Below are 17,988 nucleotides of genomic sequence, written 5' to 3'. Positions count from 1 at the left end.
TACTAACTTTTTTATTTAATAAAAGTATTATAAAGGGCAAACTCACAATTATTTTCTAAACCTTGAGTAAATAACCAATTTTTTCTTTGTATTAATAAAATACACTCCTATTAAAAGAATAGTTGCTGCAATAATGGATTGCGTAGTAATTTGTTCATTTAAAAAATACCAGCCTAAAGCAAGCGCAATAATAGGATTCACATAGGTAGAAGTTGCCACTTTATCAGGAGAAACCGTCTTTAAGAGGTAGTTAAAAGCTGTAAATGCAACAATTCCACCAAAAATAATTAGTAGCACCATAGATAATTGAACTGGCTGACTCCATTCCGTTGGAAAAATCCATACTTCACCAAATAGCAAACTTGCAATTAATAACATAATACCTCCAGTAATCATTTGATAGCCCGTATTTACAAAAAAATTAGAAGGCAAATCAGCTTTAGCTACAAACAAACTTCCATAACTCCAACTTACCATACAAGCAAATATCATAACAACTCCTAATATAGTACCTTCTTGAGTTACAATCTCTTTTTGACTTACCAATAAAAAAATACCAATAACTCCTAAAATAGTACCAACTATAGACATTAATTTAATTTTTTTACCTTCAAAAAAACGCATCATCAATAAAACCACTAAAGGTTGTGCAGAAACTTCAAGAGCCGCAAAACCGCTATCAACATATTTAAGTGCCCATACAATTACACCATTCCCAAAACTTAAAAATAAAAAACCTGCTACCGCTGTATTAAATAACTGTTTTCGAGTTATAGCAATTTTAAATCCTACAATTTTTGCTATGATAAAAATTAAAGAACCCGCAGTAATAAAACGCATTGAAGCCAACATAAATGGAGGCAATTCAGTAACTGCAATTTTATTAAGCAAATATGTTGAACCCCAAATCACATAAATAGCAAAAAAAGCAACAATAATAATTACAAGATTTCGAGGTTTTTCCATAAATTTTTTAATCTTTTTAAAGATGTCAATATTAACAAATTCAAACTGATTATAACTCATTTAAATTTGAATAAATGCTAATTTTAGATTTTTTAGTTTTAAAAATAATAGGGTTGGTTTTATAAAAATAAATCATATTGCTAATTTAAGCTCAAAAACATTGTTATTAATCTAATATTTTTATAAATTTGCCCTCTTCAAGAATCATATTTTTCTACAATAAAATAAAATAAATTTTCACATATAAATTGCCCTTTGAATTGGGAAACAGAATGAAAAAAAGAATTTTAATTGTTAATAGTGGTGGAGATTGCCCTGGAATGAATGCTGTAATAAGAGCCATTGTAAAGCGTGCCAATCTAGAATCTAAATGGGAAATTATAGGGAGTATTAATGGATTTGATGGTATTTTATCAGAACCTCTTGAAATAATACCACTTACAAAAAAAGATGTTGAAGGTATTCATACGCAAGGAGGAACTATTTTATCTACCAACAATAAGCGTAATCCGTTTAACTATCCAGTAAAACAACCAGACGGCTCTATCGTAAATGAAGATGTTTCCGATAAATTAATTTATAATCTTAAAGTTTTTGGTTTTGATGCTGTAATACACATTGGAGGAAATGAATCTCATAAAATTTCTCTTAAACTATTTCAAAAAGGAGTCAATATTGTTGGAATTCCAAAAACTATAAATAACGATTTAGCTATTACAGATTATTCATTTGGGTTTCAAACAGCTTCACAAACAGCAACAGATGCTGTTGATAAATTAATAACAACCGCAAGATCACACAATCGTGTTATAATTTTGGAAGTTATGGGTAAGGATGCCGGTTGGATAGCTTTAAATGCTGCAATTGCAGGAGGAGCAAGTGTTTGTTTAATTCCAGAAATTCCATTTAAGATGGATCAAGTTTTAAAAAAATTAACTTCAAGGTTTTCAAGTTATGGACGTGGCTATGCAATTGTTGTAGTTGCAGAAGGTGCACATTTTAAAGATGAAGAAGGTAAAATTATAGACGGAAGTATTGCTCGAAAAATTGCAACAAAATTAAAAGAAGTAAATTTTGAAGCTGATGTTAGAGAAACTATTCTTGGCCATTTACAACGAGGAGGAACTCCAATAGCTTTTGATCGAATTTTAGCAACAGAACTTGGAGTTAAAGCATTTGAATTGGTGCTAGAAAAGAAATTTGGAACTATGGCTATTCATCAAAGTTCTGAATTATCCGATATCGCATTGAAACAAGTAATTAATCAATACAATAAAGTTGAATTATCACATAATCTAATCCACACGGCTAAAGGAATTGGAGTTAGTTTTGGTGATTAATTTTTATTTAAAAGAGTCAATAATATAAAAATATATAGGTAATAATGAAGAAAAAAGCATTAGTATTAACAGGTGGAGGAGATTGCCCAGGGTTAAATGCAGTTATAAGAGGAATTGTAAAACGTGCTGCTCAAACAGAAGATTGGGAAGTTGTGGGTAGTATACAATCATTTGATGGCGTATTACGTGAACCTACTGAATTAATGGAGTTAAGTGAAAAAAGAGTATCAGGAATTCACTATCAAGGTGGTACAATACTAGGAACTACTAATAAAGGAGGTCCATTAGCTTGGCCTGTTAAAGAAAATGATGGTACTTGGTCTTTTATTGATCGTTCAGATGAAATGATTCGTAAATTAAAACATTTAGGAATTGACGCTGTGATAAGTATTGGTGGTGATGGTTCTCAACGTATTTCACAAACACTATTTGAAAAAGGTCTTAACATTATAGGTGTTCCTAAAACTATTGATAACGATTTATCTGCAACAGATTACACTTTTGGGTATCAAACAGCTGTGCAAATTGCAACTGAAGCTGTAGATAGATTGGTAACAACGGCAGCTTCACATAACCGTGTAATTATACTTGAAGTTATGGGTAGAGATGCAGGTTGGATAGCTTTAAGTTCTGCCATTGCTGGAGGAGCTGAGATTTGTTTAATTCCTGAAATTCCATATGATGTAAATAACGTTCTTAAAGTTATTAATAAACGCTTCAAAAATGGTAAAGGACATGTAATTATTGTTATTGCAGAAGGTGCTAAACCTATAGATGGTGATATTTTATCTAAACAAAATGATGAAGTTGGGAATGCTAATATTAGATTAGGAGGAGTTGCCCATAAATTATTGCAAGATTTAAAAGCTGCTGGTTGTGATGCGGACATGAGAGAAACTGTTCTTGGGCATTTACAACGTGGTGGTGTGCCAATTGCATTTGATCGTATTTTAGCTACTCAATTTGGCGTAAAAGCAATGGAACTAGCGCTAGAAGGAGATTTTGGGAAAATGGTAGCTTATCAACACCCAAGTATTGTAGCGGTCCCTTTCTTAGAGGCAATTAGTAAATACAATATTGTAAAACCAGATTCATCATTAGTACATACTGCAAGAGGAATAGGAATGTCTTTTGGAGATAGATAATATTTAAAAGTGAAATTAATATTTTAAAAAACCTCTTTGGAAGATAGAATTAATCTTCCAAAGAGGTTTTTACTTTATCTAATAACATTATAATTCGTACTATAACAGATACAAACTACTGTTTCTTTTTACGAGTAATTTCTGTTTTTGAAATTAGTTCATTTTTATGTTGCAATACATAATTAGCTACTAATTTATCTACCAATTCTTCTTTTGTTAAATGATGAAAAATAGTTTTTATTTCACCTTTTAAAGTTTGAGAAATTTCATTATTTGGTTTCGTTTTAAAAAGTTTCTTAGCCCATAATAACATGTTATTTTCTTCAATACTTTGTACATTTGGCTTTTTAAATTCTTTAAAAGTTATTCCCAGCTCTTTTTGAAAATCAGCTAAATTAGGTGTTTCTTCTTTTTGTAAAACAATTAATGAAAGTCCCTTTGCTCCTGCCCTTGCTGTTCTTCCACTTCTATGAACATACGTTTCAGCAACATCAGGTAAATGATAATTTACTACATATGATATTTCTTTTACATCAATTCCTCTTGCGGCTAAGTCTGTAGCAACTAAAATATTGATATAACCTTCTCTAAACTGTCCCATAATCCGATCACGAATAGGCTGTGTTAAGCTTCCGTGAATTGCACCTGATGAGAATTTATGAATGGCTAAGTTTTTTGCTAATTTATTAACTGCTGCTTTTGTTTTACAAAATATAATACCTCGTTCTCCTTCTTTTGAAGATAAAAAATGCATTAATACGTCTAACTTTTCAATAGGTTCTACAACAACATATTCGTGATCAATACCTAAATTTCCTACAATATTCATGTCTACACTAACTTGTGTTACGTGTTTAGACATGTAATTCTGTACCAATTGTTTAACCGCACCAGGTAAGGTTGCTGTAAACAAGAAAGTTCTTTTCTTCTTTGGCAATTCAGCAATAATTTCATCTAAACCTTCTTTTAAAGAAGTGACCATTTCATCAGCTTCATCTAAAACTAAAAAGTTGGTTTGTTTTATATCAATTGCATTACGTTTTATCAAATCAATTAAACGCCCGGGGGTTGCAATTACAATATGTGTTGTTTTAGATAAACGCTCAATTTGTGGTTTTATAGGAATTCCCCCACAAGTTGCAGCAATAGAAATTTCAGGTAAATATGTAGCATATGCTTCCATATTACTAAATATTTGATGCCCTAATTCTCTTGTAGGAACTAAAATTACAGCTTGAACAAACTCTTTATTCAAATCTATTAATTGTAATACAGGTAGCCCAAAAGCAGCTGTTTTTCCTGTTCCTGTTTTAGCTAAACCAACAAAATCATCAGTTGTTGTAAGTAAAATTGGAATTGTTTTCTCTTGAATTTCTGTAGGCTCAGAAAACTTTAAATCAACTAAACTTTTTAATATGGGTGCTGAAATTCCTAAATCAGAGAATTGTTTTGACATATTTTTAATTTTTGCAAAGGTAATGAGTCTTTAGTCTAAAAAATAAATAACTTGAAGTAAATAAATTATTTTATTAAAATCAATAATTGCAGACAAAATGAAATTCTGAAATACACTTCTACCCGCTTATTAACCAAATTTAGATTACGTATACTCTAATTTTTCTTTTTTTAAGATGGGTATTATTGAAACGTTTAATCAATTCATCTACTTTTGAAGCAGCCACACCAACAAAAGCACAATCACTTTTCAATTCAATGGTTCCTAATTCGTGTTTATTTAATTTTCCTTCTTTGAAAAACAAACCTGCAATATCACCTTTTGAAATTTTATCTTTTCTTCCACCTGAAATAAATAAAGTTTTCCATTTAGAAGATTCTGGTGTAGCATGTTTTTCAATCATTTCAATTTCAGAATTTTGAGTAAAATCTGAAGGTTTTTCATTTTTCCATTGAATCACATAGGCAGTTCCCTTACTGTTCATTCTAGCAGTTCGTCCGTTTCTATGTGTAAATTCATCTCTTTTTAATGGAAGCTGATAATGAATAATGTATTTTATTTCAGGAATATCTAAACCTCTAGCAGCCAAATCTGTAGCTACTATTAATTGATGTGTTCCATTACGAAATTTTATCAATGTTCTTTCTCTGTCTTGTTGTTCCATTGAACCATAAAAACATCCATGACTAATATGATTATCGTTCAAATAATCACTTACCATTTCAATAGTGTCTCTAAAATTGCAAAAAATTATTGCGGGTTCATTTTTTAAAGAACAAACCAAATCTACCAATGTTTCAAGTTTATCTTTGGTTGGAGAAATTACAGTTTTAATGTTTAAAAGAGTCGTTTCTTTTGTTAAATAATTAATGGTTTTTGGGTTTTCTAATCCTACAAATTCAGGAATTTTTAATCCTTTTGTTGCTGAAGTTAAAATTCTTTTTTTAACCATTCTAAGCGAAGCAATAATTTCAATCATTTCATCTTTAAACCCTATTTCTAGAGATTTATCAAACTCGTCTAAAACTAAAGTATTAATATTTTCTGTTGAAAAAGTGCCTCTTCTTAAATGATCTGAAATTCTTCCAGGTGTTCCAATTAAAATTGTTGGAGTGTGATTTAAATCTATTTCATCTTTAGAAATTGAGCGTCCACCATAAACTGCATTAGCTTTAAAACCAGTTCCCATTTCTCGTGTAACTTGTTCAATTTGAATTGCTAACTCTCTTGAAGGTACTAAAATTAGCACTTGAACATTTAGACAATCAGCATCTAAATTTTTAATAATTGGCAATAAAAAAGCAAGTGTCTTTCCTGTTCCTGTTGGTGATAACAGGACAACATTGTTAGTAGAATTAATTACTAATGCGGCCTCTTCTTGCATTGAATTTAAATTTTCAATACCTAACTTATCTAAAATAAGCTGTTGATGTTTAATGTTATTTGCCATTATATGAACATAGGTTTATTTAGAAAAGTAATTATAAAATAAGCTATTATTGTATATTATTCTTCTGGTGGTCTTCCGTGAATAATTTCAAAATCTCTATCAAAATTATCTCTTAAATACAAGCGAAGTTTTGTTCTATAATCCTCTTTTAACCAAGTCACAAAGTTATGTGTACTTCTGCAAATACATTTCGTATATTTATCTATTCTATAATCAATATCATCACTTAATTTTTTTGATAAATCATACGCGTCATAAACATCTTCACTATTTTCAATACATATTTTTGCATGCTGTATTATTGAATTCTCTAACACAACTTTAGAAGATTCTCCATTACTAATGGATTCTACATAGAACTTTTTAATATCAAAATAAACTTCAGAAGAATTTGAAAATTGAACTCTTAAATCAGCAGGCATTTCATATTTAAAATTACTTTCTAACTCCTCATCACTTAAAATTTTATCTAAATAATAATTAGGTGACTTAAATATTTTTTGCCAATCTAAATCTGCTCCCCAATCACCAAAACGATGTGTATTATTCCCTAAATCAATTACAGAAAATGTAGATTTATCTTTTAAAATACGTGAACCACGACCAATCATTTGATAATATAATCCTAATGATTTTGTGGCTCTGTTTAATATAATTGTTTTAACAGTTGGCTCATCAAACCCAGTAGTTAAAATACTTACAGATGTTAGTATTGCATGTGGCGTATCTTTAAACCATTTCAATACCATTTTTCTATCTTTTTTGCTATAGGTATTATCTAAATGAGCAATAGGATAACCAGCGGCTTTAAAAGTTTCAAATACTTGAATAGAGGTGTTTATTCCATTATTAAAAATTAATGTTTTCTTTTCTTTGGAATGTAATTCATAAGCCTGCACTAACATGCTAAGCATTTCATTATTCGTATATAAATCTTCAGAAGATTTTACAGTATAATCTCCATTTGCACCCACTTCTAAAGAAGTTAACCCAACATTATATGAAAAAACTTCAGCACGTGCTAAAAATTCATTTTCAATTAATGAAGCAATTGTTTCTCCAACAATTAACTCATTGTAATTGTCTTTCATTGGAAGCTTCATGTTTGAACTCAATGGAGTTGCAGTAACACCTAAAATAAATGATTTATTAAAAAACTCAAATAATTTAGTAAATGAATTGTAATGCGCTTCATCAATAATAACTAAACCAATATCAGAAATATCAAATTTATTATCATTTAACCTATTATTAAGCGTTTCAACCATAGCTACAAAACAGCTATATTCATTTTGATCATCTAAATTTGCCTTACTATCTACCACTTTATTGGTTACACCAAACTCAGTTAGCATTTTAGAAGTTTGCTTACTTAATTCTACTCGATGTGTTAATACCAGCGCTTTTTTCTTGTGGTGTTTCAAATATTGACGAACCATTTCAGAAAAAATCACTGTTTTACCACCTCCAGTTGGAAGTTGATACAGTAAATGATAATCCTCAGGAGATTCTTCAAAACTTTTAAAAATTTTATTAATAGCTTCTTTCTGATAGCTATAAAGATCTTTTCCAGCTTTTCTTTCTTCTAATTCTATTAATTTTTCTGACACGTAAATGATTTTTTGATAGATTGCAAAAGTACCGCCTTTATTAGGTTTAAAATAACAAATTCTTGTTAAACTTAAAAATAAGTTAAAATTATGTTTAATTATAAAAATTTATTAAACAATTACAATAATAATTAAATTACATTAACCTATTGATAATTAATATTTTACCAATCTATTGGGCGGTAATCTTTTAAAAATTTACCACACCAATGTTTTCCTGTATTTATTCCGTCTAAAAGTGGATCCATAACCCTCGCTGCACCATCAACTATATCTAATGGAGGTTGAAAATCGTGAATTTCAACTTTTTTCTTTGATAATTCAACAGGATCTTCATCAGTAACCCAGCCTGTATCAACTGCATTCATATAAATACCATCTTTTGCAAGTGTAGCTGCAGAGGTATGTGTCATCATATTTAACGCTGCTTTTGCCATATTTGTATGTGGATGGCGATCTTGTTTCTTAAAACGGTGGAACTTCCCTTCCATTGCAGAAACATTAATAATGTGTTTTTGACCTGTATTTTCTTTCTTCATAATATTAGAAAGACGATTGTTTAACACGAATGGCGCTATAGAATTAACTAACTGAACTTCAATCATTTCAGTTGTTTCAATTTCTCCTAATTTTAAACGCCAACTGTTCGTTTTTCTTAAATCTACTTGTTGTAAATCTGCATCTAATTCTCCTTCAGGAAAAACTTCTTTTGCACTTAATGAATTATCAAAACTATAAGGTATTTGAGATAATTTAGCTGAAGATCGTATACCAATTCCTGGCTCTGGACCATGCCAAGTAACAGGTAACGCATTATTTTGATTATTTATAGCACCCGTTGATAAGGTTTTTAATTCTTCCAAACAGTTATTATGGTCAGATAATAACATTCTTGCAGATTTTGACAACGCTTCAAATGGCAATTCTTCTTTTTCCATTAAATGATGAAAGAATCCGGCAGGTCTTCTTACTGTTTGAGCTGCATTGTTTATTAAAATATCTAATCGTTCGTATTGCTGTTCAATAAAATTACAAAAAATCTCAACACTTGGAATATGTCTTAAATCTAAGCCATGAATTTTTAAACGATCTCCCCATTTGCTAAAATCATCTTCTTGAGAAAATCGCAATGCAGAATCTACTGGAAATCTTGTAGTTGCAACCACAGTAGCTCCAGACCGCAACAACATGAGTGTAATATGATATCCTATTTTTAAACGAGAACCTGTTACAATTGCAACTTGCCCCGTTAAATCAGCTGATTGAAAACGTTTTGCATAGTTAAAATCGCCACATTCAGTACACATTGTATCATAAAAATGATGCAATTTTGTGTAAACTGCTTTACAAACGTAACAATTCCTAGGAGATTCTAATTTTAACTCTTTATCGTTATTTTCTCCTGTAAGATTTATTAATAAAGGAGCTACAAAAACAGCTGCTTCACGAGCGCTTCTAATTCCTGTTTCTTTTCTTGAATGCTTATCACGTGCTATCATTTTTCTTTTGACAGCTTTTTTAGCATCTTTTTTTCTACGAGAAAATTCATCACGATTCGGTCTAGTGAGCAATCCAGCCGCTGTCATTAAAGCAATTCGTTTTTCTTCAGGAAGTTCAAATACTTGATCTGTATCTTCAACCAGTTTTTGTAAAATTGAAATACAAGTCTCTATTTGCTCTTGACTTACCTTATCATTCACATCCTCATTTATTTGCTTCATAAATTTTATTTTCAAGGCTGCAAATATAGGATTAAATCTGTTTGATTGTCTCCCTTTATATTTGCTAAATATTTTTAAAACCTAACATTAAAATCACAAAAAAGCTTGAAAATTAATTTTCAAGCTTTTCATAAATTATTTTATACTAATTTTATTTTCGATGCAAAGGATCTGCTCCTATTGTTCCAATTAAGCTTTCTAAATAATTGGTTGAATTTATTTCTTTATACATTTTTTTAACATTCTCAAGTCTACCTGAAATGTTCATTTCAGAAACTATTGATGCATTATTCGTATTCGAAATAAAGTTTTCTAGATATGCTATTTGCTTTTTGTAAAAAGCTACATCCTTTTGTTGTTTCAATAACAGTCTTTCTTTATACCAATCGCTATTGATTATATAATCTCTATCAAAATATTTTCTTAACTCTAAATCACTTATATCTTTTCCTTCAAAATTACCATAAGCCATTACATGAAGTAGTATTTTTAATGGTGGAATAGCAGCATCAATACTTCCATCTTCAAAATAACGAAGTGCTACTTTTTTCTGAGTTTCAACAATATTATTAATTCCATCAACAAAATCTTCTAAACCTTGTAATTCAGGCTTTAACATTTTCTCATTAAATACTGCAATTGGTTCATCAAATAAGCGATTTAAACATAATACGGCAAAAGTACTTGTAATTCTATACCCTAAACGACTTGCTAAAACTTTGTTTCCTTTATAGTCAAAGTCTTTAAGTTTTTCAAGAGAACCATTTTCAATAAGTAATTTAGGATCTCTATCTTTTACAGATAAACGTGCCCAAATTTCTGGAATTAGTATACTTATATCGTGATCAACCTTATTTTCAATTCCAATATTACCAGCAGCTGTACTAAATGCATCAGACTCAGTTAAAATATGTGATAGTAATGCATTGTTTAAATCGGTTGTTGGAGAAAGCATATTAAAAGGACCTTTTGTTAAAGCACCTTCAGATCCAGCTCCTGTTGTGGATGGTGATTTCCCTGTAAGACTAGAAATAAAGTCCATAAATAACTCAGGAGCTTCCTGATAGTGTATAGGATTATATACAGCTAAAGGGCGAATGCCTGCTTCTTTATCTACCGGATTATTTCTTCTTCCTGGTAAAACTGCATTTACAACATTTATTACAGGATCATTTGATTTCATTTTTCTAGCTAAACGAACACCTATTTCACCTAAATAACTGTTTTCTGTTTCATTTACCTGAATATTACGTTCTAAATAGCGAGGGTTTTTTGTAGGTTCTCCATCAACAATACGTGTATGAGATGGTAATGCAAAATATTCTTCTTCATTAGAGCTATCTAAAACTTCTAAAATTAAATCTTTTACTGGCTGCGTGTATTTATCAAAGTTTATTGCATCTTCAAAAATTTCAATAGCATCTTTCTTCTTTAAAAGCTCATAATTGGTTAAATATGTATTTGGTGAAACTAAATCAAGTTCAGCTTGTTTATCATAGCCTCTCACAATTGCTTCATCTGGTCGCTGAAACAAATGAGCTTCACAGTTAGCTACAACTTTAAAACTCTTGTTTGAATATTGAGCGTTTAAGTTTTTAAATTTATTTCTTGGCAATGTAATAGTTGCCGAAATATCATCCTCCATTTGTATTTTTTGACTAGGCGCAAAATCAGATCGTAACTTGTTTAGTAACCAAGTACCTTTTTGATTAAAACCAATACGAACATAGCTACCAATTACAGGGTTATTATTATATCTAACACCCGTTCCATTTTGACCGTTAATGATTTCAACCGACATATAGTCTTTCCAGTTTAGTGCTCCATGGTCTTGACGATACAATCTTTTAATAAATAAAACCAAAGATCTAATGTGAACAGGTATATTTCTTAGGAACTCATTAAATTCTTCGTTATTTTCATCAGAAGGTGTTAATAATTTAACTGCTGATCCCAAAGTTCTTTCTGGGCTTAAAAACGATCTCGAAGGAGTTAATTCAGGGTTATAGTTAGCCCATCTTGTTGAATAATTATATTCTATTAACTCATCGGCCTTTTTAAAATCTTCATCAATATCAACTATGTTAAATGCACTATAAGTAATGGCGTTTTGCATAGATTTAGATATTTCTGATTTTCCACCACCTGAAACAGTACAAGGCTTATGGCAAAATACACCTTCCGCCGCAGTATTCAAAATTCTCCACATGGAAATGGCTCCATGTCTCTCCAACTTAAATTTATTTCCTGTTGGATGTACATACGTTTTATCAGGAGATAAAATTAATTTTTGATCCTGATTGTTATGTGTCCAGGTAATACTATTTGTACTGATATTGATATAAGCAAATTCAGGTAAATAGATAATATTTGGATATTTTTTATCCACAGCATAATATTCTGGCTTAACATCTATTCTGTCCCCCAAAAACATTTTTACCCCTTCAAAATTGAATTTATCACCAAATTTTGAAGAAAATTCTTTTCCATCAACAATATCACCCATTATAGCTCTTGAAAATGCGATAGCACCTCCAGAATGTTCTTCCTCAACCAATCCAAATAAATTTGCAGAATAACTAATTTGAGTTTTAATTTCTTTTTTAGAATATCCAAAATAATTATCCGCAATTAGAGTTACAACCACTCCTCGGTCATCTCTGCAAGACACTTTAAAAGCACCTCCATCATTATACAACTCATTCTCATTTTTCCAACACATCCCATCCTTTTTTTGACGGTCAGTTGCATAATCAAAATGTGGTAAGCCAACATCCTTTTTCTTAAGTGTTTTTAAATGTGGAGCCAAAATAATACAACCTGTATGCCCTGTCCAGTGTTCCGTATCTAATGCAGCATCATTTTGAGCTAAATTTGGATCTCCTGCATTTCCAAAAATAGACTCTACAAAGTCTAAATTACTTACCAAACTTCCTGGAACAAAAAAACGAACTTCTAAACTCTTTTTAGAGGTAATTCCTTTAGCTTCTGGACAAACAGTTGGACGCATTAATAATGAAACCATTAATTTTGCTTTATCTTTTTGATTGGCAGTAAAAGGCAACGTTTTTAATTCATCTGATGGATTTAGAGCTGCATTTAAAAAATGAGCAAAAGTTATTTTTGGAACTTCCTTTTTATCTAAAGGAACTGGTAAATCCCCTTGAACAATATGAAATGTTCCAATAGTAGTTCTTTTATCATGAATAGGATTATTTAATATTCCTTGTTTTATTCTATGTGAAGTTATATTCTCACTTATAAAAGTGCTTCCATTAGGCGGTAAACTAATCTCTCTTGCATGCCCCTTTTGTGTTAGAACCAATGTATTATTAGGTAAGGCATAAGATTTTTCGAATTTAACATCTTTTAAATAGTCATTTAAAAAGTTTTGAATTCTTGAATCTACTGGTGAAAGATGGTGTGAAAGCAATCTAGATTTTTCTCTAAAACTTTTAATTAACCCATTGGTCAATTCCATAAATTTAGGGTTACAAAGTTTTAGTTCATCATCTTCATTATCACCAAATATTGGCTGTCCTAAAGAAGCCAATTGAAGATTTATATATCTAACAGTATCTTTTTTTCTTCTAATCTCTTGTTCTTCGCTTAGTCTATTATCTATTTTCATCTATAAAAATTTAAGTCCATAAATTATCTATTTATCGACTTGTTTAAAAATAATTATTAACATATGAAACATTTGGATTCAACAATCATGATTTTTCATATAAGCAGTAAAATAATCCTAAATATAACTGAAAAGATTAAATTATTTTTTTTATTAACTACTGTCAACAAATTTAAGAATTTACACCTTTTTTTAATGGATAAAGTATAGAAAAATGCGAAATCGTAATAGTTACAATTTTGTGATTAATTAGGTGATTCACCCTAATTTAAAAGAGAGTTTTCAAGCAATCTAAAATGTGATTTTACATTTTAAATTAATTATATTTTAACAAATTATTTAAAAAATATTGTACTCTTTAACTTAGGGATTGAACCCTATATTATGAATTCTTTTCAATAAATGTGTGTGTGTGTGTGTGTTGAAAGCCAATACAAAAGAGGATTGACCAAAATAGGACTCATAAACATTAAAAATGATTATTAAAAAACCGAAAATTTCTTTTCGGTTTTTAATTGTATAATTATGAAGATATTTATTATCTCGAATAATTTGGTGATTCTTTAGTAATTGTAACATTATGGGGATGACTTTCACGCATACCTGCAGAAGTTATTTTTACAAATTTAGCTCCTTTTTGAGCTTCAATATCTTTAGCTCCACAATAGCCCATTCCTGCACGTAAACCTCCAATAAATTGATGCATTGTTTCTTGTAATTCACCTTTATAAGGCACTCTTCCAACAATTCCTTCTGGTACTAATTTTTTAATATCATCTTCAACATCTTGGAAATAACGATCTTTAGAACCCGTTTGCATCGCTTCAACAGAACCCATTCCTCTATATGATTTAAATTTTCTTCCTTCAAAAATAATAGTTTCACCTGGAGATTCTTTTGTTCCCGCTAATAAAGAACCCAACATAACACAGTCTGCTCCTGCAGCAATAGCTTTTGGAATATCTCCTGTATATCTTACACCTCCGTCTGCAATTACTGGTACGCCAGAACCTTTAATAGCTTCAGCAACTTCAATAATAGCTGAAAGTTGTGGATAACCCACACCTGCAACTACACGTGTAGTACAAATAGATCCAGGTCCAATACCAACTTTTACGGCATCAGCACCTGCTTCTACCAAATATTTTGCAGCTTCGCCTGTAGCAATATTTCCAACAACAATATCTGTATTAGGATATACTGCTTTTATTTCTTTTAATACAGTAACCACACCTTTTGTATGTCCGTGAGCGGTATCAATAACCAATGCGTCAACACCAACCTTAATTAAAGCTTCTGCTCTTTCAAATGCATCACCGGTAACTCCAATAGCTGCAGCAACACGTAAACGGCCATATTGATCTTTATTTGCACTTGGATTCTCAATTACTTTAATAATATCTCTATATGTAATTAAGCCAACTAACTTATAATCTGCATTTACTACAGGTAATTTTTCAATTTTATTTTCTTGTAAAATTAGTTCGGCTTGTTTTAATGAAGTCCCTTCAGCAACAGTCACTAAATTTTCTGAAGTCATGACTTCTTCAATTTTTCGTGTATTATCACCTTCAAAACGTAGATCTCTATTGGTAATAATACCAATTAATTTTCCATTCTTATCAACTACAGGAATACCACCAATACTATATTCGCGCATCAAGTTTTTTGCAGTAAGAACCGTTTCATCTTTGGTTACTGTAATTGGTTCTAAAATCATTCCTGATTCTGAACGCTTTACTTTTTTTACTTCATTAGCCTGTTTTTCAATAGACATATTTTTATGCAAAACACCAATACCACCAACACGTGCCATAGCAATTGCCATTTCAGATTCCGTTACGGTATCCATAGCTGCTGAAACAACTGGTACATTTAATGTGATATTTCTAGTGAATTTTGCTTGAATATTTACCTCACGTGGCAATACTTCTGAAAATGCTGGAATTAGTAATACGTCGTCGTAGGTTAAACCTTCTCCTACGAATTTTGAAGAGTATGAAATCATAGTACAATTAACTTAGAATTTAATTGCGAGCAAATTTACACTATTTATATTAAATACCTATTTTTATTTTATTGAAGACTTTTTAAATACATAATAATAGCTTTTCGTATATCTTTTGCTATATCCGTTTTTTCATTTTTATAAACTTTAAGAATATCCTTATTATCTTCTTTTAAAAATGGAATATCATATCCTTTTAGTAAATAATCACTAAAAGCAACCTTGTATACTTTTGAGTCAATAATTAATGAATTATTGACGAACCAAGTTTTAGAAGATTCATCATAAACCACATTATAATGCTGTAAATAAGCACCTTTTCCAGCTTTTAATCTACCATAATTCAATACTTTTTTTAGCAGGCTTCCTTTTAATTCTACTTTTAAAACTTCCCCTCCAAATGGTAAAACTCTAAAAATATCAATTCCCGTAATATCCCCCTGTAATTGATCATCTATTCTAATTGAGCCTCCATTTACAATTGCGCAATCAACTTCATTGTTAAAAGAAAAAGCCATAGATTTAGCAATTAATAAACCTAAATTGGTTTGTTCACTTCTAATTGGAGTATCTCTTCCTTCTAATGGTTCAACTGCGGTATAAATTACTTCATCTGGATTGGGTATTACATCTTTTATTTTTTCATCTAATAAAATAGTCCATTTCTGAACAATTTTAGCTACTTTTTCATCTATACCCGTTTCTTTAGTTATTGAAACTAATTCAGAATTTATTATTATTTCTTTCGTTTTTGTATTGTATGAAATTCTATGAACATAGACTGTTTTTGCATTGGCATCAGCCTTGGTTATTTTAGCATTTCCAACAGGTACAGACATATTTACATGCTCGTGACCTCCCATAATTAAAGGTACATTTGGTAGCATATTCGCAATCATTTTATCTTGCTCAACTGTAACATGAGTCAATCCAAATACGATATCTGTTTTTGGTTTTAAGGAATTGTAGGCATATTTAGCAGACTCATAAAAATCTCCATAATCTACATACTCTACTGGATTTGCATTTAAAATAGCACTAAAAAAACCTATATTAATTTCTTTTCCATCTTTATTTTTTACATTAAATAGTACTGTTTTTGGTAATTCATTTCTTACACTATCTTTAATAACCGCAAACCGTTGTGTGGTGCTATCATTTAATTTATGCATAGGATTGGTTGCTATCCATTGAAATGTAGATTCATTTAAGCGTTGTTGAAATTCTTGCTCCTCTAAATCAAATTCATGATTTCCTAAAGCAACTAAATCAAAATTCATAGCGTTCATTACTTCAATCATTTGTTTACCTTTAATTCGCTGACCTTTATATTCTAAAGTTCCTAGCAAAGATGGATTTAAAAAATCTCCCGCCATAAACATAAATGTATTCGGATTTTCTTTTAATAAATCTTGATGCAATTTTTCAACTCTTGCCATCCCTCCTACTTTTCCGCCTTCTAAAGGCGCAATTTCATATACATCATTTAACTGCAAAAAAGTGAAATTTATGGTATGATCTTCTGTTGAACATGATGCGAATAATAAACTTATTCCAACTAAAATATAAAGTACTTTTTTCATTTTTATTTATTAAATAACAAATCTACACTTTAATATTAATTTTAAAAATAACAAGAGTGCCATTTTAATATCTGAATGCTTAATCAAAATAAATGAAATAATTGGGTAAGGGATGCAAAAGAAACTTGGGCTTTGGTAATTTCACTTGTGTATGCTTTTATTGTACATATGAGAATTATACCAAAATTGTTTGGTTTATTTTCATATAATGTTGCTACTATATTTGGTCTTGCAACAGTTATTATGACTTATTTTGGAGTAAATTATTACCTATCTGGTTTACATTCGTATGCAACTGGAGATCCGATTCCAATTCCTAATTGGGTTTATTATGCTGTTGCATCTGTTATTATTTTATGTGTTGCTGCTTATTTTAAAAAGAAAAAATTTAAGATTAACTAGCTTAACTTTATACCATAAATTATAAAATACTCTCCAAAACTGATTTAATTTTGGAGAGTATTTTGTTTAATACAATAAATAGTAAATTTAATAATTATTCTAGATAGATCATAATAATAGTTGGTAAACTATTGATAATCAATATAAATTAGACTATAATTTAATTAAATTATAGTCTAATTAAATTATTTTTAATTAAATTTAAGATACAAAATTATTAAAATTAATTATTATGAAAACAACTTATTTATCAATTCTAGTTATTTTATCTTTTACTTTTTTATTAAGTTCTTGTAGTAAAGACAAAAACAATGACCCAGATGAACCTGTTTTGGTTGGTATGGATGGAAACCCTAGATTTAATTTACAATTTACAAATCCCGACAATGTTGATTTAGATTTATATGTTAAAACTCCTAGCGGAGCAATCATTTATTATTCAAATCCAGAGGCAGATTTAGGTACATTGGATGTGGACTGTTTATGCGCAGATTGTCCTCAAGGTCCAAATGAAAATATTTATTGGGCAAATGGTAGCGCTCCATCTGGAACTTATGAATATTGGGTTAATTATTATGACTATTGTGTAACTGAAGGTGCTGAGTCTAGCTTTACATTAAGAGTCATCCAAAATGGAGTTGTAAAAGTTACAAAAACTGGAACGATGAGTGTTGTT

At 30.1% G+C, this 17,988-nt stretch carries 11 protein-coding genes and 1 pseudogene; 4 read left to right on the top strand and 8 right to left on the bottom strand.

Annotated features, from left to right (window positions below; translation table 11 throughout):
- Positions 1 to 48: 48 nt before the first annotated feature.
- Complete coding sequence (locus ABY863_RS01170; RefSeq protein WP_372792422.1) at positions 49 to 966, bottom strand: EamA family transporter; 918 nt, start codon at positions 964 to 966, stop codon at positions 49 to 51.
- A 272-nt stretch (positions 967 to 1,238) separates the two neighbouring features.
- Between ABY863_RS01170 and ABY863_RS01165 the strand changes: the two genes are divergently transcribed.
- Positions 1,239 to 2,306, top strand: a complete 1,068-nt coding sequence (locus tag ABY863_RS01165) for a 6-phosphofructokinase (protein ID WP_372792421.1) — start codon at positions 1,239 to 1,241, stop codon at positions 2,304 to 2,306.
- 44 nt (positions 2,307 to 2,350) lie between these two features.
- Positions 2,351 to 3,451, top strand: a complete 1,101-nt coding sequence (locus ABY863_RS01160; RefSeq protein WP_372792420.1) for a 6-phosphofructokinase — start codon at positions 2,351 to 2,353, stop codon at positions 3,449 to 3,451.
- 115 nt (positions 3,452 to 3,566) lie between these two features.
- On the opposite strand, the gene ABY863_RS01155 is transcribed toward ABY863_RS01160, so the two are convergent.
- From ABY863_RS01155 to ABY863_RS01125, 7 genes are all read right to left on the bottom strand, one after another.
- Positions 3,567 to 4,907 (bottom strand): DEAD/DEAH box helicase, encoded by a 1,341-nt coding sequence (locus tag ABY863_RS01155; RefSeq protein WP_372792419.1) that lies wholly within the window; start codon positions 4,905 to 4,907, stop codon positions 3,567 to 3,569.
- A 139-nt stretch (positions 4,908 to 5,046) separates the two neighbouring features.
- Complete coding sequence (locus tag ABY863_RS01150) at positions 5,047 to 6,357, bottom strand: DEAD/DEAH box helicase (protein WP_372792418.1); 1,311 nt, start codon at positions 6,355 to 6,357, stop codon at positions 5,047 to 5,049.
- Between the two features lie 56 nt (positions 6,358 to 6,413).
- On the bottom strand, positions 6,414 to 7,967 hold the full coding sequence (locus ABY863_RS01145) for a DEAD/DEAH box helicase (RefSeq protein WP_372792417.1): 1,554 nt from the start codon (positions 7,965 to 7,967) through the stop codon (positions 6,414 to 6,416).
- 164 nt (positions 7,968 to 8,131) lie between these two features.
- Positions 8,132 to 9,688, bottom strand: a complete 1,557-nt coding sequence (locus ABY863_RS01140) for an SDR family NAD(P)-dependent oxidoreductase (RefSeq protein WP_372792416.1) — start codon at positions 9,686 to 9,688, stop codon at positions 8,132 to 8,134.
- Positions 9,689 to 9,839: 151 nt separating this feature from the next.
- A complete protein-coding gene (locus ABY863_RS01135) occupies positions 9,840 to 13,319 on the bottom strand; it encodes a hypothetical protein (RefSeq protein ID WP_372792415.1) in 3,480 nt (1,159 codons plus the stop codon).
- A gap of 538 nt (positions 13,320 to 13,857) precedes the next feature.
- The gene (gene guaB, locus ABY863_RS01130; protein WP_372792414.1) at positions 13,858 to 15,327 is read right to left on the bottom strand and encodes an IMP dehydrogenase; all 1,470 of its coding nucleotides are present in this window, start codon (positions 15,325 to 15,327) and stop codon (positions 13,858 to 13,860) included.
- A gap of 68 nt (positions 15,328 to 15,395) precedes the next feature.
- Positions 15,396 to 16,910, bottom strand: coding sequence for a bifunctional UDP-sugar hydrolase/5'-nucleotidase (locus ABY863_RS01125; protein ID WP_372792413.1), 1,515 nt, complete (start codon positions 16,908 to 16,910; stop codon positions 15,396 to 15,398).
- 111 nt (positions 16,911 to 17,021) lie between these two features.
- Here ABY863_RS01125 and ccsA point away from each other — a divergent pair.
- Together ccsA and ABY863_RS01115 are read left to right on the top strand one after the other, a co-directional pair.
- Positions 17,022 to 17,312: pseudogene (gene ccsA / locus ABY863_RS01120) on the top strand (cytochrome c biogenesis protein CcsA); the annotation flags it as partial.
- A 232-nt stretch (positions 17,313 to 17,544) separates the two neighbouring features.
- Positions 17,545 to 17,988, top strand: a 444-nt coding sequence (locus tag ABY863_RS01115) for a YfaP family protein (protein ID WP_372792412.1), incomplete at its 3' end; no start/stop codon positions are given.

Source organism: Lutibacter sp., from assembly GCF_041562875.1.
GTDB lineage: Bacteria > Bacteroidota > Bacteroidia > Flavobacteriales > Flavobacteriaceae > Lutibacter.
The sequence above is the reverse complement of the archived record's forward strand: the minus strand, read 5'-3'. Positions and strand labels throughout refer to the sequence as shown.